Raw genomic sequence first — 23,022 nt, forward strand, 5'->3', positions numbered from 1 at the left:
ATCAAACAAATAGATTCTACAATTTTGTTCACTCTAGCGATTTGTATTTTATTTTCTTGAATCGGGAAATTTTCAGGATAAATTAAACTAATCAGGCTTCTTTTATCTGATAAATCCCCATGAATATCCAGATTATAGAACCTCTTATTCTAGTTCTTAAAAGAGTTTATGAAAGTCCATATTTGCAACAATTACGGACTCAAATATCATAAAACTATTGAAATTACAAATAAAAAAAGAAGGTCATTAACGACCTTCTTCTAGACTAAAGTTTATTTTATTTTTAAATTAATTCTCACCCCAGCCGTATCTTATACGAAATACACCAGAACTGTTAACGGTGTTAATAGTAATATTTGTTCCGCTTCCTCCTCTGGTAAATAAACTATAAGAATCTCCATCTCTTAGACCTGGCCAATATACACTGGCAATATTGTCTGTTCTACATACATCACTGGTGGCCACAATATAGGCAATTTCATTATCAGACTGATTACCATTTTGATAATCTTTCCCTGAGTTCATTGTAGCCCCAAATTCAGTTATCACTGTACGACTACCATAACTTCCTATTCGGCTGCGCCAGTCGGCTCTCCACTGGGTCACAGTTCTAGTAGCCCAAAAAGCATAATTATGCAATCCAAGCAAACAGCCATTAAAACGAGTATCTGCTCCAACTCCGGTAACATTTTCCGAATATCCTGTTCCGCCCAAGATTATTCGTCCTTTTGGAACACTCGGATAAGTAGAAAGAAACTGAGCATAAATAGTTGTTAGCTGAGCTAAAGAATATCCGTGAGGCTCATTAAACGGTTCAAAATATACATTGGCGTTACCTTGATATTTATTTACAACTGTAGTCCACATCGTCCAAAAAGCTGTCGTATTATCAATCATACCATCTTTTGATGATGAAGATTCCCAACAGGCAATAATTACTTTCCATCCCTTACTGGTCGCCTTATCTATCACACCTTGATAACTAGCCCACCAACTCTCTGAAACTGAAGGCGGATTAATTGGAATACGTATCGTATTTACTCCATTTATTTTACTTGCAAAACCATTTAATACTGCATCTGTTTTTGCCACAACTGTAGCATAATTATCACCCGCTTCTAAACCTGATGGAATAACCCAGCCATCTACAAAATTATCTCGCCCGTCTGCCCAATTTAGTCCCGCAATCGATGCGGCTCCAACTTTAGCAGTAGAGGTATTATTTTCGATGACGGCTTCTTTTTCTACCGCACTTGTCTGATTAACTTCAATAACTTCATCTTTTGAACATGCACATACAATGATGCTTAACATCAGTAAATATCTTTTTTTCATTGATATAAGATTGTTAAATTAATATTTTGAATATTGTTCCTACTAGGGGGTGTTATGCATTATAAAATTTATTTTTAATGTATTTTGGGTAATCGTCAAAAAATGCAATTACAATAATTAGAATCTTCTTTGCTTTTTTTCTTCTAAGATTAATTGAGATTCTATTTGCAATATAAAAGCATTTCCCCACCATTAATCATAAGGTCTGTTCATCGGTTTATGGTTTTTAGTTAGTAAATAAGTATCGCATGATAATAATGTATTATTCGTAACGATAACACAAAGTAATGCTTATCCTACATGTTTAAACAGGGACAAATTGGAAAAAATAGGTGGTCATAATGGTAATTTGATATTTTTTTAAGATAAATAAAATTTAATACACAATAAAATATATTATTTTTTACGTACTAAATAATTATCAAATCATCAGTTATTATATCAAGGTAGTATAAAAACAAGTATTTAAATTATAATTTTAAACTTCTCGAAAAGTCAAATCAGGACTAAGATGTTTGATTAGGTTCTTTTTCGGAAGAAACAAACTCTCCTTTTTCGCTAACAATCTGATTTCCCCATTTAGTAATAGCTTCTAAAACAGGAGTAAAACTTTTACCCAAATCAGTTAAGCTGTAAACAACTTTAATAGGCGGTTTTTTGCCGTATACTTTTCTTGACACAAGACCGTCTTTCTCTAATTGTTTTAATTGTAAACTCAAAGTCATTTCAGTGACAGACGGTATTTCTTTACGAAGTTCGCTATATCTTTTTGGCTCATCTTTTAGATGATAAAGGATCACAGCTTTCCATTTTCCACCCACTAAATCCATTGTAAGGCTTACGGTACAAGGGTAAGTTTTTTCATTTAGTTTTACAAAATCACCAAGACACTCTGTTCTCATATTTCAAGTTTTTGAACCTATCCATTTTGATAGTTATTGCAAAAGTAATCTCCTAAAATTAGTTTTGCAACTATAATAATTATAGTTTATAAATTTACTAAATAAAAAAAAATGGCATCAAATTTAAAAGAGAATCAGAGCGAAACAAAGGATGATAGACCACTGATCACTATTGTTGGGGTTTTGGGTAAGCAAGGTCTTAGTGTTGCCCGCAGCCTGTTAGGAAGCGGACGTTATCGAGTACAGGGCATTACCCGACGTATTAATTCACCAGAAGCGATTAATTTGGCTAAACAAGGGCTCGAACTTGTGAGTTTACCACTTGACCTTGGATATAAGAAAGATTATGTAAAAGCTTTTCGTGGTTCAGATGGCGTTTTTATGATGACACCCAGTATTGCTCCGCCTGCAACTCACGAGATGGAACTAGGCAAAGAATTAGCAGATGCTGCCGTTGAGGCAGAAGTACGGCATATTGTATTTAGCAGTTTGGAAAATGTGGATAAAATTACATCAGGGAAAAAGTTCGCTCCCCATTTTACTGACAAAGCCAAAGTCGAAGAATATATTCGGACACTCCCTATCACAAGTTCATTTATTTACATGTCTTTCTTTTATACCAATCTGATAGAATTTTATACACCTGTTATGAAAGGCGATACACTTGTATTTCCGATTTATTTGCCAAAGGATTTCCGTGCGCCATTTGTTGATCCTCTTACTGCAACAGGCCCCGCTGTTTTGGAAATTTTCTCAAATCCAAGTAAGTATGCGGGCAAATCATTGCCTGTGATTGGGGACATTATCTCACCGCAGGAAATGGTGGATACGTTTATTGAAGTAACAGGTAAAAAGGCTATTTACAGTTCTGCATTTTCACAAGAGGAATTAATTAAGCATTTCCCCGAATTTGGTTCAAATGAAACTTTAGTACGTGAGATTATAGGGATGGCAGAGTATGCCGTTGAATATGGGTATTTCAGAAAAGAACATAACCTGACGTGGAGCAGGCAAACAAATCCCAATACACTCACTTGGGAACAGTTTTTACGTACTACTGGCTGGAAAGGAGAAAAGCTTTCGTACTGACCGTTGAAAATATTATGGTAGGATTTTCAATAAAAAAGAAAATTAATCGTGTTCTATTATTACAAACAATGCTATTTGGTTGCATTTCATGAAAATGAATCAATTAAAGAAATTGAAATAAAAATAATAAGTCTTTAGCATGAAATGAAAAAACTTCCAAAATCAATAACGTTTTTTTTTATTTTGAGAAAAACAAAACCATAGCGATATTCTCGCTATGGTTTTGTTTTTGGTATGTTTCATTCTGCTTTTATTTTAGAAGCCACATGACAGCGTTAATATCATCTGTTCCTCCGTATTGTCTGGCTAATGCTGCTTTTACGTTTTCGGAGTTGTTATCAAATTCTCCTTGAGGATATTTCCATCTCAACGGAATTTTTCCACCGTTTTTATTAGCCGGACCAACATTAAAAGCAGGAATTCCTGTTCTTCTGAAATTGAAGTAAGCTTCTCTTTCAGAATTTTGAAAAAAGGCTACGTACTTCTGCGTTAAGATTTGTTCTAAACCGTTTGCATTATTTCCTTTATAAGCCACATTTGGACTAGCTAAGAAAGTTGTAAGATCTGTACTGCTTACCCCGTAAAAATCCATTGAAGCTTTTATTCCTTTGTTATAAAAATCTGCAGCATCACCAGCAAGCCATCCTCTGTTTATGGCTTCTGCAATGATAAACTGTTGTTCTGCATAACCAATTAAGGTATAAGATTCTCCAACATAAGAGCTGTAATATCTTTTTTCGCTAGGATAAGACAATTTTCCCTGATCTGATGCTACTTGCATTGGCCCTTGCTCATCGCCTGTATTGGCACCTTTATAAGCATTGATGTTTTGAGGATCTGCGCTGTTAAAATAAAAAGCAGCAGGGTCTGCAACTTTATATATCCTTGGATCATTATTTGCTTTTAAGATGTTCAAATAAGTTCCGCCCATAATATTTCTGTTTCTGTTACGACCAAAATTTCCTGGATTTAATGGGAAATTGTTTAAGTTTTCATCTGAAAAATTTCGTTTCATATCATCCTCAATTCCTGTCATTAAAGGGTATTTAGACGGATTTTCGATCATTTGCTTCAATTCATTGGCAACGTTTATTTCATCTGTTTTTTTGCTTAAGCTTATTAATACTCTTAAATGAAAAACATTGATTGCTTTTTGCCATTTGTCCAGATCTCCATTGTATAGAAAATCGCCTTCAACATTACCGGTTCCAACTTCGGCCTTTGCTGCTGTAATTTGATCGTTAGCCTCATTTAGAAGTTTTAGAACTTCAATGTACACGTCTTTCTGAGTATCGTATTTTGGCTGTGTAACAGGTGTGCTGCTATTTGCTTTTAATGCTTCTGACATTGGAATATCTCCCACTCTTTTTGACATATAGTCGAAGAAATAAGCCTTGAAAAACTTTGATAATGCACCGTATTTATTTTTAGTATCCAGTTTTGCAACTTCTTTGTCCATTGCCTTAACATTCGATAAAGTGGTATAACGCAAAGAATCTGATTTCCAGTTATAATCCTGTTCTCCATAATAATCAAACGATATTGCCCAAAACTGATTGTCTCTTTGTGCACCCGACCACGGCCCTTCTTCATCAAGATTATTCATTCCTCTTAAAGTCTCAGTTAAAAGCATTGAAGGGGGGACACTCGTAGCTTTGTTTGGATCATCGGCTAAATTGTCAAAATTCGTACAAGATCCTGCAATAAAAAGCATTGCAACAATCAACATAACTTTATATAGTTTTATTGTTTTCATTTTTACTGGTATTAAAATTTTAAGTTTAAGTTGATACCATAACTTTTTACGGTTGGAGTTTGAAGCGGCGATTCGCTCTCGTTTAAAAACTGATCTAAATCGATGTTTTTGTGTTTAGAGAAATAAAGTAAATCTCTGCCAACTAACGAGATAGAAGCATTTTCTATAAACGATTGTTTTGTGAAAGAGGCTGGCAAAGTATACGTTAAGCTTATTTCTCTTAGCTTAAAGAAAGTTTTATCGATAATATTGGCTGCATAATTACCGTGATATGATTTTGCATAATCCTGATAATACATTTTAGTCGTATTTTGAGCAAAAGTTCTAGTATCGCTAATCGTGTTTCCTTGTCCGTCTGTAATCAATTCTCCACCTGTTATTACCACAGCGTCTGTTATATATGATTTTACACCAATAACATCATTGGCACGTTCTGGAGTATTACTGTCTTCATGTCTACCACTTTGCCACATTTTTTGGTTTACATAGTTTTCAATTTTACCTCCGTATCTTCCGTCAAAAGTAAAATTAAGCGCTACATTTTTGTAACTCACATTATTTGTGATACCCATTGACCAGTCTGGAGCTTTGTAACCCACTTTTGTCTGATACGGATTTATAAGCGGTTTTCCGTCATTTCCTACGATAAGTTTACCGTCATTTGTTCTCATGAAATCATTAATATAAAAAGCATCTACTCGCTCTCCTATTTTAATTCTTCCGTTGTTCTCTATTCCTTTATAAACTTCTTTCAGGTATTCTTTATAAGTTGACCAGTTCACGTTAAAATCCCAGTTGAAAGAATTGCTTTTTATAGGTTTTACAAATAATGAAACTTCAATACCTTTTGTTTTTGTAGTAATTCCGTTTTGCTTACTTCCTTTATATCCTGAAGTCTCTGAGTATTTTAAGTCAAAAATCTGCGGTCCGTTTGTATTTTCGTAATAGGTAACATCAAAACCAAATCTGTTTTTAAGCATTCTGGTTTCCATACCAAATTCTACTGATGAGTTAAAGGCAGGCTCTAAATTTTTATTCGATAAAATTTCAGAAACATAAGCTGCATTATACGTTTTTCCTCCTACTGTAAAAGGATCTCTAAGCTTGTAAGTGTCTAAATTGCTGTAGATATCCAGTGATCCGCCCACTTTTGCATAAGAGGTTCTTACTTTTAAGAAATCTACTAACGGAATTTTTACTACTTCGCTTAAAACAGCACTTAAACCAACTGATGGATAAAAGAAAGTATTGTTTTGCGATGGAAGTCTTGAATCTGTATCAAACCTTCCTGTTGCGCCTAAGAATAAAAATGATTTATAAGACAAATCCATAGAACCATACCAGCTGTAAGTCTGAAAATGATTGTTGAAATTTGTAGGCTGTACCGGAGTTTGAGAATTGCTTAAATTGTATAATCCCGGTATGATCAAATAATTTGTAGAAGCAGTAGAATTACGGGCTTTATCAATATTAATGTTAGCACCAAGAGTTGCTTTTACCTCAAAATTGTTGATTGTTTTGTGGTAATTTACCATTAAATCAGAATAATTTTTGAATCCGTAGTTGTATTCTTCTTTATAATCTCCCTGCGCTTTTTCTCTGTTATAAGTAGTCATCGAATACGGGAATTTTTCATTTTCAAACAAATTCGTTACAGCCATATTGGTTCTTATCATCATATCAAAGTCACTGCTAAATTTGTGATTAAGGCTTATTTGTCCTGAATAATCATTTTTATAATATCCTCTTAACCATTCGTAAGCCATGAAATAAGGATTATTATAACGAGTATATTCAAAATTCTTTTGTTGAATGCCTTCTTTTCCTTTCTGCCAATAGTCTCTTAAATCTCTAATGTCATAATCAGCACCTCCCCATATTAGCATATTATAGATGTAACTATTAGGTCCATATTGCACATTTGGATTGTTTGGAGAAGTTTGAAAGCTAAAATTAGAACTTGCATCGACCCACGTGTTGTCGCTTAGGTTGTATCTTCCGCTTAAATTAAAATTGTAGATATTTAATTTTGTATTTGGGTTGACTCCTTCCTGATAGGTATTTGAAAGTGAAAATCTTATATTTCCTTTTTCGAAGTTTGAGGCGAGTGCTAAGTTATTGGTCGTTAAAAGACCGGTTTCCATGAAATTTTTAAAATTGTCTTTTCCTCTAGCTACCCACGGAGTTGCAATTAATTTTCCGTTAGCGTCTAATGGACTATCGTATTGCGTAATTAACTGACCGTCAAATCTTGGGCCCCATTGATCATAATCAGCATCATTGATACCGCCACCTTTACCATCGACAAAAGCATAATTTCCGTAAGAACCCGGACCATAAGCATTTTGTGTTTTTGGTATCGCATTGTAACCTCCCTGAAACATGGTGTTATGATTAAATTCTACTACATAATTTTTTTTATTTTGTGTGCCTCTTTTTGTAGTAATCTGAATAGCACCGTTTCCTCCAACAGATCCGTAAAGTGCAGCAGCATTTGCTCCTTTCAATACATTTATACTCTGGATATCATCAGGACTTATATTCCAGGTATCAGTACCCAAAGGCACACCATCTACTACAATTAAAGGCTTTTTACCTCTCAGGTACAAGTTCGGACTGCTAAAAAACTCTGGCGATGCTGCCACTACCAATCCAGAAACTTTACCCGATAGAGAATTCATAACATTCGCATCTCTTCCTTTGGTTAAATCGCCCTGCACTTCCTGAACTGAATAACTTAATTTTTTCTTTTCTTTTTTAATACCAAGAGCAGTTACAACAACTTCATCTAAATTTTGAGAATCTGGTTTTAAAAAAATCATATCTGATTTTTTGCTTCGCGGATTAAAATTAATTGTTACATATCCCATATAAGAAATGACAAGCTGCTCATTACCTTTTGGTAATTCAATTTCAAAACTTCCATTAAGATCTGTTGTAACTACAGAAGTTGTTCCTTTAATAAGGACCGATACTCCAGGTAATGGTTCATTTAGTTCATCTAGTACTTTTCCTTTAAAAGTAGAAGTTTGGGCAACGATTAACGATGATACGAACATCATCAATAAGATCATTAAAGTTTTGACTTTTTTCATCGGCTGATTAAATAATTACTATTAGTAAATTTTCAAGCCACAAATGTGATGTGAAATTTACCATTAGTAAACTTTTTGATTTTAAGAAATCTTTAACAAGCCTTTATTGTTTTATCAAATTAATGTTAAATATGTAAAAATCATGTATCAAACACTGATTTTCAATTTAAATTGCCACTAGGTTTTTTGTTTTATGGCACTTTTAATATTTATAAAAATACTCAAAAGTTTTTTGGCAAAATCGTAGCACATTCTTATTTTCAAAATTAGAAATCCAGTATTGATGGGAGATACAGCAGTTTGGTTCAAAATATATTATACGCTGTTTTTATTTTAGTTCTTTTTTTTCGTTAACAGATCGAGTCCTGTTCCCGTACATGGAATTTACCAATCATTAAATATTTATAAAATAAAACTTATCAAACAATTAAAAAAAATCTATTTCATCTCGAAATAGGCTTTTCATTTTAAAATTTTGGTGTAAATTTACACCAAAGTAAAATTTAATTATTATGACACGCCAAAGTATATCATTAACTGCTCCTAATGAAGAGTGGTTGAAAAATCAGGTTAACACAGAAGAGTTTAGTAGTAAAAGTGAAGCTATTAATTATTTGATTAAGCAAGCTCGTTCACAAGAAGAATATTATGAGTTTGTGAGAGCTAAAATAGATAAAGGAGAAAAAAGTGGTTTTGCAAAAAAACAAACTAGAGAAGAAATGTTAGCAGAATTTAAAAAAGATTTGCCTAATGTATAGCTATTATTTAAGTAGCGAAGCCAAAGAAGATTTAAGAAGAATTTATTATTATGGTGTTAGTAAGTTTGACATCAATCAAGGGGATGACTATTTTAATATGTTTTATGATTGTTTTGATAAAATAGAAAGCAATCCTTTTTTATTTCCATCAGCCGACCACATTAAAAAAGGATACCGTTATTGTGTTTGTGGTGTTGATACTATTTACTATCAAATCAATGGAGATAAACGGATAGAGATTATTACCATTATTGGAAGGCAAGACTTTTAGTAGCAGTTAAATTTAGTTTTTCGTAATAAAAATAATTTAGATAATTATATACTTGAATACACTAACTAAAAAAAGATTCAAAGCTTAGTTTCTAATTAGGGTATATCCAATGGAGTTAATAATAATATGATATTCACAAACTCAAATTAATTAAAAAATTTATTGGAACATTCAAGTATATATAAGCCATTTTAGAATTTAAAAGAAGGCGAAGGTAAAACTTAACTACATATGCGACAGAACCCTACAGATCAACTAGTACAAAAATATTACTCTTAAGACTGCAAAACAACTTACTATAGCGGTAGTATAACATGAAACTCTGCTCCTACATTTTCTTCTGCTTTCGAGAAGATAATCCCTTTATGATTTTCCACAATTTTTTTACCAATAGACAACCCAATACCGGTACCTGTGTAAATCTCATTATTATGAAGTCGTTGAAAAATTGTAAAAATTTTGTTTTTGTATTGTTCGTCAAAACCAATACCATTGTCCTTAATAACTATTTCACAATAAGACGAAGCTGGGTCTAAAGATGGATACTTTTTAATCTGTGCTGCTGTAAGTTTACGTGAATTTATCTCTATTTTAGATACCGAACCATCATTTTTGCAAAACTTGAGAGCATTGCTAATCAAATTATAAAAAAGCTGATTCATTTGCAACGGAATAGCATTGATAACAGGTAATTTTCCGAGTTTAATATTAAGTTTTCGCTCCTCAATCAGTAATTCAAAATCAAAAAGAATATTCTCAAGGATTACATTTAAATCTGTACTGACAAATTGTGCATCTAGATTATTAAGATACGAATAGGCTAGTAAATCTTTGATAAGTGTATTCATTCTTATCGATGATTTACTGATTTTCTCAAGCATATTAAGCGCTTCATCCGAAATTTTCTCATCCATTCCTAAGATTCGGCTAATAAACATTAATATCTTACGTAAAGGTTCTTGTAAATCATGACTTGCCACATAGGCATATTCTTGTAATTGAACATTGGCATAATGCAAATCTTTAACAGAAGCCTCCAGTTCAATATTAGCACTTAACAAATCGGCGGTACGCTCCTGAACTTTAGCCTCAAAACCATCTGAGAGTACCTGCAATCTTTTTTCAATAATTCTTCGCTCTGTAATATCTTCAATCGCCAGCAAAATTAATTGTTCTTTACTGGTTTCATTGGTTACTTGTCTGGCGTTAAGCAGCATTATACTTTCTCCATAAGGCAAAAGATTTACTGATATCTGATAATCGTCAAGCTGTGTTTTCTCTGGAAGTACCTTTTCAAGCATCGCACGCATGGGGATATTATCAAAAAGATGGTTTTGAATTTCATAAATTAGTTTACCTGTAGCTTCTTCTTTCTCAATATTATATTTTTTTGAGAAAGCCCTGTTGATATTTTTTATTCTTAGATTGGTATCCAGAACTACAATAGGTTCCCGAAGTGTAGCCACAATAGCTTCAGTATAATTTTTTGAAATATTTATTTGCTGTTGTTTATTTAAAAGTTCCTGATTTATTTGCAAAAGCTCTTCGTTACTGGACTGTAATTCTTCTTTAGAAGTCTCCAATTCTTCATTAAGACTTTGTAGCTCTTCGCTCCCACTTAATAATTCTTCATTGGCACTTTGTAATTCTTCTTTAGATGTTTCCTGCTCTTCGCTAATGGCATTTACGTCATCGTGGATTTTTGCCAGTTCCCTTTCGAGTTGCGATACTCTTCTTAGATTGATATTATCATGCAATTCCTCGGCAGTAAATTCATTTGAGAATATATTTTGCTTTTGAATGATCGTCTTGTAAAATACTACTAAAAAATAAGGTTCTAAAGTATCTGGTAGAGGTTGCACTTCAATCGTAATTTCACTTATATCCCCTTTATTTTTAATCTGAATCCCCTCTTTTATAATAAGTGATGAGATGTCTTTTGCTTTATGAAATGCATTACGAAGCTCAAAAGCGAGCCCGTCACGTGCCATTTTTAGAAGATTAAAGGTTGGTTTTCCCTGCGAAAGTTCAATAAATTCTGCAATAGAACCGTTAATATGTACAATATCCATTTGGTCATTTACGATGACACTCGCTGGTGTATATTTCGAAAGCAAAACTGATTCGGCACTTTTTCTGAAATCTTCTTTAATAACTTCTTTCCTTTGAATATCTGTTCGTGAATTTGTAGACTTATCATTTGATCCCATACCTGAATGTACAAACCTGCCTGAAACTTGTTTACGTGAATAAATTTTACCTGCTTTTTCAAATGGCTGAAAAAGCTCACCGGCAGGAACGGCGGTTTCAGATTTTCCTAAAAGTAAAAAACCATTCTCTTTTAAGGCATAATGAAAAGTAGTGAGTGATTTTCTTTGTAAAAATGAATCCATATAAATAAATACATTTCTACAGCTAATTAAATCCATTTTTGCAAAGGGAGGGTCGGTCAAAAAATTATGAACTGCAAAAATGCACAAATCTCTTATCTGTCTTTTAATTTTATACCCATTTGTATTTACTGTAAAATATTTGGTTAGAATCGTTTCAGATACGTTTTTCATCTGAGCTTTTCTATAAAATCCAATTCTTGCTTTTGCAATAGCTACTTCTGAAATATCAGAAGCAAAAATCTGAATCTCTTTTCCTTCGAGATTTTCTCCTAAAAATTCATGAAGCGAAATAGCCAGCGAGTAAGCCTCTTCGCCAGTAGAACATCCCGCGATCCATACTCGTATTGCGCAACCTTCGGTTACTCTTTTACTTAATAATGGATATACTTTCTCTCGCAAGGTTTGAAATATTTTAGTATCTCTAAAAAACTCCGTCACTGGTATCAGCATATCATTAAATAAATCTTCGGGTGCTAATTTATCCCCTTGCAATACTTTAAGATAATCCCTTAGATTAATGATTTTGTTTAATGCCATTCTTCTGGCAATACGTCTGCGAATGGTAGTTTGCTTATAATAACTAAAATCAACTCCACTATGATGATGAAGAATTTTAATTATTTCTTTAAATATTTGTTCATCATTTGCATTACTATTATTCCTGGCTTTAGATATCTCAACGAGTTTTTCTACTATTTTAGTTGGAGACATGACATAATCAACAACATTTGCATTAATAGCATTTTGTGGCATTTCATTATTAGAAGCATCGAGGTTTTGTGCAAAAGTAACTCCACCGTATTTTTTTATTGCTCTTAAACCAACTGTTCCATCAGATCCATTTCCTGAGAGTAATACACCATAAGCCAGATCAAAATGAACTTCTGCTAATGAGGTAAAAAAAATGTCTATTGCCTGATTTTTTGTGTCTTTTATGCGAGGTCTTAATTTTAAAACGCCATCAAAAGAAGTAAGCATTTTATTTTCAGGGATTACATAAATGGTGTTCGGAGCCAAATGAATATCATCACTGATTTCATTAATTGGAATTTTGGCAACACCTGAAAGAAGTTCTGTAAGCATACTATCATGCATAGGATGTAAATGCTGAACGATGACGTAAGCCATATCAGAATTATCCGGAATTGCATCTATAAACTCCTTAAAGGCTTCAAGACCTCCAGCCGAAGCACCAATACCTACAATAGGAAAGTCTTGGCGTGTAGCCAACGGCAGGATGTTTTTTTTCGTAAGCATGATTTCTTTTGTTTGCATTTAATAGTACAATTTGAAGTAAATCAATACGTCACTATCAAAAGTTATTGTAATACAAATGCGTAGTCTTTTTTAATCTAAATTGTAATAATAAAAGATTCAATCTGAGAATTACTCAATTTTCCATTCCAATCCATTTCAATTACCTTTTTTAATAATTTCTTTAAATCATCAAAAGAGATAGGTTTTACTACGTAGGCGTTGGCACCTAAACCAAAAGTACTTTTTATACTATCTGAAGTTGCTGAGGTTGAGTAAATAGCAATGACCGGAATATTTTTAAACTGTACATCCTCTCGAATTTGTTGCAAAGTTTCAAAACCCGACATTACCGGCATATTAAGATCTAAAAAAATAATATCCGGAACATGAAGATTTTTATCGTAAAGACGATTTAAAAGCTCTAAACCATTTTTACAAAATTCGACGGGAAAATTGAGTTGAAGATCAGCTATTGCATCAGCAAAAAAATCTCTATCATCTTCATCATCATCCGTTAATAAAACCCTTATATTCTGTCTATTATTCATTAGTAATTTACCATTTACTTCAAATGTACGTTTTATATAGACATTGAGAGACAAACAAAGTGATTTATTCGTTTTGTTTTAATAAGATTATTTTTATATTTAAAAAAGAACAATTTAAATACGTAGTATCATTGATAATAATAATTCTATTTCAATGACAGCTATTTTTGGAAAATTAAAAATTAAATAGTCTTTTAGCTACTTAAAATCTTTAAAATAGATATAATTATTCTTTAAAAAAAAGCTTTTCCCAGCTGCAGTAAAATCAATAAGATTGGCTTATAATTATTATATCCGTTTTAAAGTCATTTATCTGTTACCGCCACCCATATAATGAATCGTTAAATGGAGTAAAAGAGCTCTGGAAATACGCATTATCGGAATTTGTAATGCCAAACAAATAACTATAAATAACCCTATTACTATTTCAAACGAAAGCGCATAAGTTTCTTTTAAAATAAACCCGAAAAAAATCAGGGGCACGAGTAAAACTAACACTATTGGATAACTTATCCATAATGAAGCCGAATAAAACCCTGGCTCAATTCTGAAATCCTGATGACAATGTGAGCATCTCTCTGGCATTTTTAAAATGGATTTAAACACAAAAAGCCCTGGATTGGTAAATAAATTCCCTTTATAACATCGTGGACATTTTAGTGAAAAAATGTTATACAATTTTGTTGTTTTTTTCATCGATAAGATAATTATTATAATTTAATCCAAACAATCCTAATAGTCGGATTGCCTGGATTAAGCAACTAATGAAACATACTACATATTATCAACCACAGCCTGACCAAATTCCGAACACTTAACCAGAGTCGCTTCTTCCATTAAACGCTCAAAATCATACGTTACGGTTTTATTGCGAATAGCCCCCTTTAAACCTTTTACAATAAGATCGGCAGCATCCTGCCATCCCATATATTCGAGCATCATTACCCCTGAAAGGATTTCAGAAGATGGATTTACTTTATCCAGATCTTTATACTTAGGAGCCGTACCGTGGGTAGCTTCAAAAATAGAAACTCCTGTCACGTAATTAATGTTGGCTCCTGGTGCTATTCCAATTCCTCCCACTATAGCTGCCAAGGCATCTGAAATGTAATCCCCATTAAGATTTAGTGTAGCAATCACATCATATTGTTCAGGTCTTAGGATAATTTGCTGTAAAAACGCATCTGCTATTACATCTTTTATAATCACCTTATGTCCGTATTTTTCCATTACCAGCCATGGGCCTCCCTCATACTCTTTGGCCCCAAATTCTTCTCTGGCCAGCTCATATCCCCATTCTTTAAATTGTCCTTCGGTAAATTTCATGATATTTCCCTTGTGTACAATAGTCACAGAATCTTTCCTGAAATCAATGGCGTGTTTGAAAGCCGCTCTGATAAGCCGCTGGCTTCCTTCTTTGGAAACTGGTTTTATTCCAATGGATACCGTATTGGGAAATCTAATGTTTTTAACCCCCATCTCACCAATAAGAAAATCTTTTACCTTCTCGAGTTCTGGTGTTCCTGCCATCCATTCTATACCGGCGTAAATATCTTCTGTATTTTCTCTAAAAATAATCATATCCACTTTTTCGGGTGCTTTAACCGGAGAAGGAACTCCTTTAAACCATTTTACAGGTCTGACACAGACATATAAATCCAATTTTTGTCTCAGAGCAACATTCAGTGATCTCATCCCACCGCCAACAGGAGTGGTTAATGGCCCTTTAATGGCAACTAAAAATTCCTCAATATCTCTAACGGTTTGATCCGGAAGCCAATTTCCTGTTTTTTCAAAAGCCTTTTCACCAGCATATACTTCCTTCCACTGGATCTTTCTACTCTGACCATATGCCTTTTGAACCGCAGCATCAAAAACTAATCTCGAAGCTTTCCAAATATCCTCCCCTATACCATCTCCTTCAATAAAAGGAATTATAGGGTGAGAAGGCACAATAAGCCTTCCGTTTTGAATACTTATTTTATTTTCGTTCATCATTTTGTAAATTTTTGAAAAAAAGTTTCACGCAGACTTTCCTTGATTCAACATAATTTTCGTTACTTAACCTCTACTATTTTCTTTTCCTTTTTTTTTAAAAGAATATACAAAGTAGTTTTACAAATATATAACAAATGTTATATATTTAATTAATAAATGTTATATTTGTTTTATGATAGATTTCTTTTCTCAATTTGATTTCCAAAGCAATCTGCTTTTTGAGAACCTGACTGAATCAGAAAATCAGGCAATTCAAAACGTTATGGAACCCCTTAGTATTAAAAAAGGAAGTATGCTTTTTTTTGAAGGCGGCATACCTACAGGTATTTATCAAATAAAAAGTGGTAAAGCCAAAAAATTCAAACGCGGTTTTACCGGTGATGAGCAAATATTTTATATCTATACACAAGATGATGTACTGGGATATCACGCCTTGCTTGGACAAGAAAGATATCAAGACTCCTGTGAAGCTCTGGAAGACTCAAAAGTGAACTTTATTGCCAAGGAGGACTTTTTGACACTGCTCAAAGAAATTCCTGCTTTACAGCAAACACTTATTAAAAACATAGGTCATGAATTTGGTGTACTGGCAAACCTTATTACCGTATTGGCGCAAAAGAATCAAAATGCGCGACTGGCTCTATTTTTACTGCTTTTAGAAAACAGATTCAATCGAAATTCTACAATAATGAAAGGCATTGACTTAACACGTGATGACCTGGCTAACCTTATCGGAACATCACAAGAAAGCCTGGGCAGAAGCCTTAAACAGTTTAAAGAACAAGGCTGTATTGAAATAGATAAAAGAAATATTTATATTAAAGACAAAAAGCAATTAGAACAATTGCTGCAAGTAAAAATAGACTGATTTTTACTTGCAGTACCGTTAAACCTGATACCATACACTAAAACTATTTGCTTTTAAACTGTATTATACGCCTTCTGTACTTCCTTTCCAATAAAACAGCATTAAACCTGATTCTGTCATATAAGAGTCCCAAAAGCAAAGCCATGACTCCAATTAATAAAACTTGTAATCCCATATTCGAATAAAAAATTCCACCTGTTATTCCGCCTACAAAGAAAAAACTGATAATGGTCATTCGTAGTTTTATCGATACAAACAGCTTTTCTCTAAAGGAATCTTCATGATAAAAAAACAGTTGGGACAATTCGATTCCCAGATCTGTAAAAAGCCCTGTTAGGTGTGTTGTTCTTACAGTAGCATTAGATATTTTTGTTACCAAAGAATTCTGTAAACCCATTGCAAACAATAAGGTATAGGCTATAAAATCAGGGTTCTGTGTAATTAAATGGTCTCCAAAGACAGCAATCCCGAACAAAATTATGCTTTCAATTGCTGTTGGAATTACATAACTGTATTTTTCATTTCTTCGCAAGAGAAACTCTACCAGTAAACTTGAAAAAAAAGATCCCAGAAAAAAGAAGAAAATATATAAAAAGTAAATAAATCCCTGCTTGAAATTAAGTTTAAAAATCTCATCTACAAAAAAAGCAAAGTGCCCTGTAACATTGGTTGTTAATTTTTGAACTGCTAAAAAACCCGCTACATTTACCAGTCCGGCCACAAACGATAATAAAGAGGCAATTTTAAGATTATGTCTTAGATTCCTTTTGTTTCCCTGATGTTTGAACATTGTGTTTTAGTATTTTATAATCCTTAAATTATAATTATTCTTGAACTATAAGATCCGCCTTACACTAAGTTAAGATAAAAACCATCAGCAAAAAATGGGATCACAGATAAACGATCTATTGGTCTCAATTATTAGCCAAAAATGTAATAGTATCTGTTAGATTTTCTTTATTGATAAATGCTGCAATAAACTCTCATACTTCACCAGTGTTTCAAAAAAATTGATATAGAATTTATCACCCTGATACAAAATACGTATAATTTGAATATATCTCTTAGAAATTAAAATTTAATTTATAGTTGGGTTTGTTGGTTCTGTCGCATCTGTGAGAATCAAATATAAGAGTTTAAGTAATTTAAAAGCTAACCCGCCAATTTACAGAATAATTTAAACATTCAAAAATGGTTTGTAAATTGTTCAGAAAAGGTCACAAAACTAAAATCCAATTTCTTACTAAATGGGATTTTTTTTATATCTTTTCTGTTTGCATATCCAAAATTTTATATCTAAATTACTAGAATGAAAACAGATACAGATGTAATAATTGTTGGTGGCGGACTTGCCGGATTGACAGCGGCTATTGATCTATCTCAAAAAGGATTAAAAGTAATACTAATCGAGAAATCAGACTATCCCAAGCATAAAGTCTGCGGAGAGTATATTTCTAATGAGATTCTGCCCTATTTGTTATCACTTGGTGTAGATGTTTCAGAACTGCATCCCACCAATATCTCTAAGTTTGAATTTACATCAAGTAATGGAAAAATTGTAACTGCAAAACTTCCGTTAGGAGGCTTTGGCATTAGCCGCTATGTGCTTGACAATTTTTTATACCAAAAAGCATTAGCAAACAATTGCGCCATTATTAAAGAAAACGTTACTGATCTTTCTTTTTGCAATGATGTCTTTACAATTACCACTCCAAACCAAATTTTATCGGCCAAAATTGTATTGGGTGCTTTTGGTAAACGGTCTAACATCGATCAGGTTTTAGCCCGTAATTTTATCTCTAAAAAATCACCTTGGCTGGCTGTTAAGGCGCATTATTCAGGTGATTTAGATAATAATCTTGTTGCTTTACATAACTTTAATGGTGGTTATTGTGGTGTTTCTAAAGTAGAGAATGACATTATAAATATTTGTTATCTGGCTGATTATGCCACCTTTAAACAATATAAAAACATAGAGGATTATCAGCAGAATATTCTCTATAAAAACAAGCACTTAAAATCTGTTTTTGAAAATAGTAAACTTCTTTTTGATAAACCAATAACCATAAGTCAGATCTCTTTTGATAAAAAGCAACCTGTAGAAAACCATTTATTAATGATTGGTGATACAGCCGGGCTAATTCATCCGCTTTGTGGCAACGGAATGGCTATGGCGATTCACAGTGCAAAAATAGCGTCAGAATTAATAATTGATTATTATTCAGGCAAAATAATCTCACGCGAATTATTAGAAAGAGCCTATACAAATCAATGGAATAAACATTTTAGCAAGAGATTATTTATGGGCAGGATTCTGGCGAGAATCTTAACCAATAAAACCATTACTAATATACTTGTTGCAATAGTAGCATCTTTTCCGGGATTAATGTCAAGGATAATTAAACAAACTCACGGTAAATCTTTAGCAATCAATTAAATGGGAATAAGCACTAAATTTAGGACATTAGATCCAGAAATAATGGATGATTTTTCTCTTGAAGGGAAAGAATTACAAGGTGCATTGGATCAAATTGCCAATATCAATCAGTTGTTAGGAGGTAATAAACTTACCCTTCACGGTATAAAAACATTATTAAAGAAATCCAATACTCATAAAACAATAGTAATTGCGGATACAGGTTGTGGCAATGGAGATATGTTGCGCATGCTGGCAAAATACGGTCAAAGGAACAATCTTAATTTTAAACTTATAGGTATAGATGCAAATACCTTTACAATAAATTATGCTAAAAAACTCTCAACTGAATACCCAAATATTGAGTATGTATGTGTGGATATTTTTAGCGATGAGTTTACCGCTATTAAATATGATATTGTTTTATGTACTCTTACCCTACACCATTTTACAAATGAGGAAATATTAAATTTAATCACTATCTTTAATAATAATGCCCAAGTTGGTATTATCATTAACGATTTGCATCGCAGTAAATTAGCGTATCGGCTTTTTAAAATGATTAGTATTGTTTTTAATCTAAATAAAATGTCACGCGAGGATGGACTTGTATCTATTTTGAGAGGATTTAAGAAAAAAGAATTAGAAAGCTTTTCAAATAAAGTAAATTTAAAAAACTATACCATAAACTGGAAATGGGCTTTTCGTTATCAGTGGGTAATCGCCAAAACATGAGTGTAAAAATCATAACTGTTGCCAAGCAACTACCAAAATATTCACGTACAACGGCAGAAATACTCCCAATGTTGAGAGGATGGCTGCACGGACAAGACGAGCGCTTTATCAAAAAAGTAAAAAAAATATTCGAAGGTGCAGCTGTAGACAAACGCTACTCTATCATGGATCCTGCTGAAGTCTTTACCGCGACCTCTTTTGAAGACAAAAATGATATTTATAGTCGGGAAGTAATTATTCTGGGCGAACAAGTATTAGAGAAAGCACTAGCCAAAACAAACTGGGACCCACAAACACTGGACTATATTATCACGGTAAGTTGTACAGGAATTATGATACCGTCATTAGATGCTTATCTTATCAATAAAATGAAATTAAGACAAGACATCGTACGCCTTCCGGTAACCGAAATGGGCTGTGCCGCTGGAATATCGGGTATTATATACGCTAAAAACTTTCTTAAGGCTAATCCCGAAAAACGTGCTGCAGTAATAGCAATTGAATCGCCTACAGCAACATTTCAGCTGAATGATTTTTCGATGCCAAATATTGTAAGCGCTGCTATTTTTGGCGATGGTGCTGCCTGCTGTCTTTTATCATCGTATGAAGAAGATAATGGCCCTGAGATACTCGACGAACAAATGTATCATTTTTATGATGCAGAACATATGATGGGATTTAAACTCACCAATACAGGTTTACAAATGGTATTAGACATTGAAGTTCCCGATACTATTGCATCACATTTTGGAGATATTATTCATCCTTTTCTACAAAAAAACAATTTAGAAATTCAAGATATCGACCATATGATATTTCATCCCGGTGGAAAAAAAATAGTCACAACAGTAGAATCACTTTTCTTGGGATTAGGCAAAAATATTGACGACACTAAAGAAGTTCTCAAACAATATGGTAATATGTCGAGCGCTACCGTTTTGTACGTTCTAGAACGTATTATGGACAACAATCCAAAGTTGGGAGAAAAAGGATTGATGCTTAGTTTTGGTCCGGGATTTTCGGCACAACGGGTTTTGTTACAATGGTAATTTTTAAATAAATAAAATATGAAATTGACCGATATTATAGCGCAGCTGCCTTACACCAAACCATTTTTATTTGTAGATGAATTGTTGCATGTAGATGAAAATAGTGTTAGCGGAACCTATACTTTTAATGAAGATCTTGATTTTTATAAAGGCCATTTTAAAGATAACCCTGTAACTCCAGGCGTAATCCTGACCGAAACCATGGCACAGATTGGTATGGTTTGCCTTGGAATTTATTTATTGGGTGATAAATTTAATAAAGATACCGTGATAGCTTTTACATCGGCAGATATGCAGTTTTTAAAACCCGTATATCCTAATGAAAAAGTAACGGTAACTGCTCAAAAATCATTTTTCAGATTTGGTAAACTCAAGTGTGATGTAATTATGAAAAACGAAGCCGGTCAGGAAGTTTGCAAAGGCATTTTAGCAGGTATGATTACTACAAAATTATGAGCAAAAGAATTGTAATAACAGGTTTAGGTGTTGTGGCTCCAAACGGAGTGGGAATTCCTGCGTTTACCAGAGCTATAAAAAATGGAGAATCAGGAATTCGGTATGATGCGCAATTGCAGGAATTACAATTTTCTTGTCAAATAGCTGGTAAACCACAATTAACGGAGGAACTTATTTCTCAATATTTTACAGAACTTGAATTACGGGGTTTCAATAGTACCGGTATTTTATATGGTGTTATTGCAGGTATGGAAGCCTGGAAAAATGCCGGACTATCCATAGAACTAAATGAGGAACCCGATTGGGACAGCGGAACTATTTTTGGATCGGGCACTTCCGGCATCGATAAATTTCGCGAAAGCATTTATAAAATAGACGAATTACAAGTTCGAAAACTTGGCAGCACTGTTGTAGCACAAACCATGAACAGTGGTGTAAGCGCTTATCTTGGCGGCAAACTAGGTTTAGGGAATCAAGTTACCACAAATTCGTCAGCCTGTACAACTGGTACAGAAGCAATTTTAATGGCTTACGACCGCATACAATCCGGACAAGCGAAACGAATACTGGCCGGAAGTACTAGTGATAGCGGGCCTTATATTTGGGGCGGATTTGATGCTTTACGTGTTTGCAGTTCTAAATATAATGATAATCCGGAAAATGGCTCTCGCCCAATGAGTGCCTCCGCAGCAGGATTTGTACCAGGTAGTGGTGCCGGAGCATTGGTTATAGAAGATTTAGAAACTGCTCTGGAAAGAGGTGCCACCATTTATGCCGAAATATTAGGCGGAAATGTAAACTCCGGCGGACAGCGCGGAAACGGTAGTATGACAGCACCAAATAGTATTGCTGTACAACGATGTATTAGTAGTGCTATTCATAATTCCAGTATTTCAGCAAATGATATTGATGCCATAAACGGTCATCTTACTGCAACTACAAAAGATAGTCTCGAAATCGAAAACTGGACTAAAGCACTAGGAAGAAGTGGCACTGATTTTCCATATATCAACTCTTTAAAAAGCATGACCGGTCATTGTCTGGGCGCTGCCGGAAGTGTTGAAAGTATTGCTGCAGTTTTACAGCTTCATGAAGGTTTTGTATTTGGAAACACAAACTGTAATGATCTTCACCCTGAAATAACTGCACTTATTGATCCCTTAAAAGTGCCTCTAAAAACAATTAACAGCAACCCAAATATAATTGCCAAAGCAAGTTTTGGTTTTGGTGATGTAAATGCTTGTATCATCTTTAAAAAATTTCAAAAATAATACTATGAACAAAGAAGAACTTATATCTAAACTAAAATTGATCATAAAGCCGTATACAACAAATACTGAAGCTTATGACAATCTTACAGAAAACACTGATTTCATTAATGATCTTGCTATTAATTCAGCTAATCTAGTAGATATTGTACTTGATATCGAAGAAACTTTTAACATTGTAATTGATAATACAGATATGGAACGTATGCTTAATGTTAAAGCTGCGGTAGAAATTATAGAGACAAAACTTACCGAAAAATGATCGGGAACGATGTCATAGATATCATTCAATCTCGCTGTGAAAGCAATTGGCAGCGCAAAGGTTTCATACAAAAACTCTTTACTGCCAGCGAGCAATTAATGATCTCAAATGCATTAGATCCTGAAATCATGGTCTGGTTGTTTTGGAGTATGAAAGAAGCTGCTTATAAAATTTACAACAGGCAAACAAAACAAAGAGAATATATTCCTAAAAAGTTAGTTTGTTCTATAGTATCACAAGACAACAATTATATTATCGGGAAAGTGAATTATGCCCAAAATATTTATCATACTAAAACAATTCTCTTACAAGAAGGCATCCATACTTTAGCAGCTAATTCTTTAGATGACTTAAAAAATGTAATTGAGATCCAAAAAAAAGGCATTATTAAAGACAATAATGGTATTCCACACTTATATAATTCTCTATCTAATACATTTCAGGATGTTTCTATTAGTCATCACGGCAGATTTGAAAAAGTGGTAACATTAGATCTTGGAGTTCCTGCCTTTTTTTGACACAAAATGCTACTCTTTTTTTGTACCAAAATCATTAGCATATTAAAT

General features: G+C 33.4%; 20 protein-coding genes. 11 read left to right on the forward strand and 9 right to left on the reverse strand.

Annotation, left to right across the window (positions count from 1 at the left end):
- Window positions 1–288: 288 nt before the first annotated feature.
- Window positions 289–1,335 (reverse strand): cellulase family glycosylhydrolase, encoded by a 1,047-nt coding sequence (locus tag LPB88_RS22125; protein ID WP_230717837.1) that lies wholly within the window; start codon window positions 1,333–1,335, stop codon window positions 289–291.
- A gap of 506 nt (window positions 1,336–1,841) precedes the next feature.
- Window positions 1,842–2,237: a helix-turn-helix domain-containing protein gene (locus tag LPB88_RS22130; protein ID WP_230717838.1), complete on the reverse strand. Its 396-nt coding sequence runs from the start codon at window positions 2,235–2,237 to the stop codon at window positions 1,842–1,844.
- Window positions 2,238–2,348: 111 nt separating this feature from the next.
- Here LPB88_RS22130 and LPB88_RS22135 point away from each other — a divergent pair, with 111 nt between their 5' ends.
- Complete coding sequence (locus LPB88_RS22135; RefSeq protein WP_230717839.1) at window positions 2,349–3,326, forward strand: NmrA/HSCARG family protein; 978 nt, start codon at window positions 2,349–2,351, stop codon at window positions 3,324–3,326.
- A gap of 250 nt (window positions 3,327–3,576) precedes the next feature.
- Here LPB88_RS22135 and LPB88_RS22140 read toward each other — a convergent pair whose 3' ends face one another.
- Together LPB88_RS22140 and LPB88_RS22145 are read right to left on the reverse strand one after the other, a co-directional pair.
- On the reverse strand, window positions 3,577–5,082 hold the full coding sequence (locus LPB88_RS22140) for a SusD/RagB family nutrient-binding outer membrane lipoprotein (protein ID WP_230717840.1): 1,506 nt from the start codon (window positions 5,080–5,082) through the stop codon (window positions 3,577–3,579).
- Between the two features lie 11 nt (window positions 5,083–5,093).
- The gene (locus LPB88_RS22145; protein WP_230717841.1) at window positions 5,094–8,177 is read right to left on the reverse strand and encodes a SusC/RagA family TonB-linked outer membrane protein; all 3,084 of its coding nucleotides are present in this window, start codon (window positions 8,175–8,177) and stop codon (window positions 5,094–5,096) included.
- A gap of 512 nt (window positions 8,178–8,689) precedes the next feature.
- Here LPB88_RS22145 and LPB88_RS22150 point away from each other — a divergent pair.
- Both LPB88_RS22150 and LPB88_RS22155 read left to right on the forward strand, forming a co-directional pair.
- On the forward strand, window positions 8,690–8,935 hold the full coding sequence (locus LPB88_RS22150) for a CopG family transcriptional regulator (RefSeq protein ID WP_230717842.1): 246 nt from the start codon (window positions 8,690–8,692) through the stop codon (window positions 8,933–8,935).
- The gene (locus LPB88_RS22155) at window positions 8,928–9,206 is read left to right on the forward strand and encodes a type II toxin-antitoxin system RelE/ParE family toxin (RefSeq protein WP_230717843.1); all 279 of its coding nucleotides are present in this window, start codon (window positions 8,928–8,930) and stop codon (window positions 9,204–9,206) included. The genes LPB88_RS22150 and LPB88_RS22155 overlap by 8 nt, the downstream gene beginning before the upstream one ends.
- Window positions 9,207–9,502: 296 nt before the next feature.
- Here the strand turns inward: LPB88_RS22155 and LPB88_RS22160 are convergent, their stop codons facing one another.
- The 4 genes from LPB88_RS22160 to icd all read right to left on the reverse strand — a co-directional run bounded on the left by LPB88_RS22160 (window position 9,503) and on the right by icd (window position 15,411).
- Window positions 9,503–12,856: a CheR family methyltransferase gene (locus LPB88_RS22160; RefSeq protein ID WP_230717844.1), complete on the reverse strand. Its 3,354-nt coding sequence runs from the start codon at window positions 12,854–12,856 to the stop codon at window positions 9,503–9,505.
- 95 nt (window positions 12,857–12,951) lie between these two features.
- A complete protein-coding gene (locus tag LPB88_RS22165) occupies window positions 12,952–13,404 on the reverse strand; it encodes a response regulator (protein WP_230717845.1) in 453 nt (150 codons plus the stop codon).
- A 309-nt stretch (window positions 13,405–13,713) separates the two neighbouring features.
- The gene (locus LPB88_RS22170) at window positions 13,714–13,989 is read right to left on the reverse strand and encodes a DUF983 domain-containing protein (RefSeq protein WP_230717846.1); all 276 of its coding nucleotides are present in this window, start codon (window positions 13,987–13,989) and stop codon (window positions 13,714–13,716) included.
- Window positions 13,990–14,178: 189 nt separating this feature from the next.
- Window positions 14,179–15,411: an NADP-dependent isocitrate dehydrogenase gene (icd, locus tag LPB88_RS22175; RefSeq protein ID WP_370635903.1), complete on the reverse strand. Its 1,233-nt coding sequence runs from the start codon at window positions 15,409–15,411 to the stop codon at window positions 14,179–14,181.
- A 163-nt stretch (window positions 15,412–15,574) separates the two neighbouring features.
- Here icd and LPB88_RS22180 point away from each other — a divergent pair, with 163 nt between their 5' ends.
- Window positions 15,575–16,270: a Crp/Fnr family transcriptional regulator gene (locus LPB88_RS22180; RefSeq protein ID WP_230717848.1), complete on the forward strand. Its 696-nt coding sequence runs from the start codon at window positions 15,575–15,577 to the stop codon at window positions 16,268–16,270.
- Window positions 16,271–16,313: 43 nt separating this feature from the next.
- On the opposite strand, the gene LPB88_RS22185 is transcribed toward LPB88_RS22180, so the two are convergent.
- Complete coding sequence (locus tag LPB88_RS22185; protein WP_230717849.1) at window positions 16,314–17,060, reverse strand: YoaK family protein; 747 nt, start codon at window positions 17,058–17,060, stop codon at window positions 16,314–16,316.
- A 519-nt stretch (window positions 17,061–17,579) separates the two neighbouring features.
- On the opposite strand from LPB88_RS22185, the gene LPB88_RS22190 reads away from it, so the two are divergent.
- Genes LPB88_RS22190 through LPB88_RS22220 form a run of 7 tightly spaced genes read left to right on the forward strand, consistent with a single transcriptional unit; the run spans window position 17,580 to window position 22,974 of the window.
- On the forward strand, window positions 17,580–18,707 hold the full coding sequence (locus tag LPB88_RS22190) for an NAD(P)/FAD-dependent oxidoreductase (RefSeq protein ID WP_230717850.1): 1,128 nt from the start codon (window positions 17,580–17,582) through the stop codon (window positions 18,705–18,707).
- The gene (locus tag LPB88_RS22195; RefSeq protein WP_230717851.1) at window positions 18,708–19,421 is read left to right on the forward strand and encodes a methyltransferase domain-containing protein; all 714 of its coding nucleotides are present in this window, start codon (window positions 18,708–18,710) and stop codon (window positions 19,419–19,421) included. It abuts the gene before it with no gap.
- Window positions 19,418–20,470 (forward strand): type III polyketide synthase, encoded by a 1,053-nt coding sequence (locus tag LPB88_RS22200; protein ID WP_230717852.1) that lies wholly within the window; start codon window positions 19,418–19,420, stop codon window positions 20,468–20,470. Before LPB88_RS22195 ends, LPB88_RS22200 begins: the two co-directional genes overlap by 4 nt.
- 18 nt (window positions 20,471–20,488) lie before the next feature.
- Window positions 20,489–20,926 carry a 3-hydroxyacyl-ACP dehydratase FabZ family protein gene (locus LPB88_RS22205; RefSeq protein WP_230717853.1) on the forward strand — a complete coding sequence of 146 codons (438 nt, stop codon included), beginning with the start codon at window positions 20,489–20,491 and terminating at the stop codon, window positions 20,924–20,926.
- Entirely contained in the window at window positions 20,923–22,197 is a 1,275-nt protein-coding gene (locus tag LPB88_RS22210; protein ID WP_230717854.1) for a beta-ketoacyl synthase, read from the forward strand. The genes LPB88_RS22205 and LPB88_RS22210 overlap by 4 nt, the downstream gene beginning before the upstream one ends.
- A gap of 4 nt (window positions 22,198–22,201) precedes the next feature.
- Window positions 22,202–22,456: an acyl carrier protein gene (locus tag LPB88_RS22215; protein WP_230717855.1), complete on the forward strand. Its 255-nt coding sequence runs from the start codon at window positions 22,202–22,204 to the stop codon at window positions 22,454–22,456.
- Window positions 22,453–22,974 (forward strand): 4'-phosphopantetheinyl transferase superfamily protein, encoded by a 522-nt coding sequence (locus tag LPB88_RS22220; RefSeq protein WP_230717856.1) that lies wholly within the window; start codon window positions 22,453–22,455, stop codon window positions 22,972–22,974. Before LPB88_RS22215 ends, LPB88_RS22220 begins: the two co-directional genes overlap by 4 nt.
- Window positions 22,975–23,022 lie beyond the last annotated feature (48 nt).

Origin of the sequence: Flavobacterium sp. JAS, assembly GCF_020991455.1 — a bacterium.
Lineage (GTDB): Bacteria > Bacteroidota > Bacteroidia > Flavobacteriales > Flavobacteriaceae > Flavobacterium.

Coding starts and splice junctions, on each gene's coding strand:
- LPB88_RS22125 (WP_230717837.1), bottom strand. CDS start 1,335: ATGAAAAAAAGATATTTACTGATGTTAAGCATCATTGTATGTGCATGT.
- LPB88_RS22130 (WP_230717838.1), bottom strand. CDS start 2,237: ATGAGAACAGAGTGTCTTGGTGATTTTGTAAAACTAAATGAAAAAACT.
- LPB88_RS22135 (WP_230717839.1), top strand. CDS start 2,349: ATGGCATCAAATTTAAAAGAGAATCAGAGCGAAACAAAGGATGATAGA.
- LPB88_RS22140 (WP_230717840.1), bottom strand. CDS start 5,082: ATGAAAACAATAAAACTATATAAAGTTATGTTGATTGTTGCAATGCTT.
- LPB88_RS22145 (WP_230717841.1), bottom strand. CDS start 8,177: ATGAAAAAAGTCAAAACTTTAATGATCTTATTGATGATGTTCGTATCA.
- LPB88_RS22150 (WP_230717842.1), top strand. CDS start 8,690: ATGACACGCCAAAGTATATCATTAACTGCTCCTAATGAAGAGTGGTTG.
- LPB88_RS22155 (WP_230717843.1), top strand. CDS start 8,928: ATGTATAGCTATTATTTAAGTAGCGAAGCCAAAGAAGATTTAAGAAGA.
- LPB88_RS22160 (WP_230717844.1), bottom strand. CDS start 12,856: ATGCTTACGAAAAAAAACATCCTGCCGTTGGCTACACGCCAAGACTTT.
- LPB88_RS22165 (WP_230717845.1), bottom strand. CDS start 13,404: ATGAATAATAGACAGAATATAAGGGTTTTATTAACGGATGATGATGAA.
- LPB88_RS22170 (WP_230717846.1), bottom strand. CDS start 13,989: ATGCCAGAGAGATGCTCACATTGTCATCAGGATTTCAGAATTGAGCCA.
- LPB88_RS22180 (WP_230717848.1), top strand. CDS start 15,575: ATGATAGATTTCTTTTCTCAATTTGATTTCCAAAGCAATCTGCTTTTT.
- LPB88_RS22185 (WP_230717849.1), bottom strand. CDS start 17,060: ATGTTCAAACATCAGGGAAACAAAAGGAATCTAAGACATAATCTTAAA.
- LPB88_RS22190 (WP_230717850.1), top strand. CDS start 17,580: ATGAAAACAGATACAGATGTAATAATTGTTGGTGGCGGACTTGCCGGA.
- LPB88_RS22195 (WP_230717851.1), top strand. CDS start 18,708: ATGGGAATAAGCACTAAATTTAGGACATTAGATCCAGAAATAATGGAT.
- LPB88_RS22200 (WP_230717852.1), top strand. CDS start 19,418: ATGAGTGTAAAAATCATAACTGTTGCCAAGCAACTACCAAAATATTCA.
- LPB88_RS22205 (WP_230717853.1), top strand. CDS start 20,489: ATGAAATTGACCGATATTATAGCGCAGCTGCCTTACACCAAACCATTT.
- LPB88_RS22210 (WP_230717854.1), top strand. CDS start 20,923: ATGAGCAAAAGAATTGTAATAACAGGTTTAGGTGTTGTGGCTCCAAAC.
- LPB88_RS22215 (WP_230717855.1), top strand. CDS start 22,202: ATGAACAAAGAAGAACTTATATCTAAACTAAAATTGATCATAAAGCCG.
- LPB88_RS22220 (WP_230717856.1), top strand. CDS start 22,453: ATGATCGGGAACGATGTCATAGATATCATTCAATCTCGCTGTGAAAGC.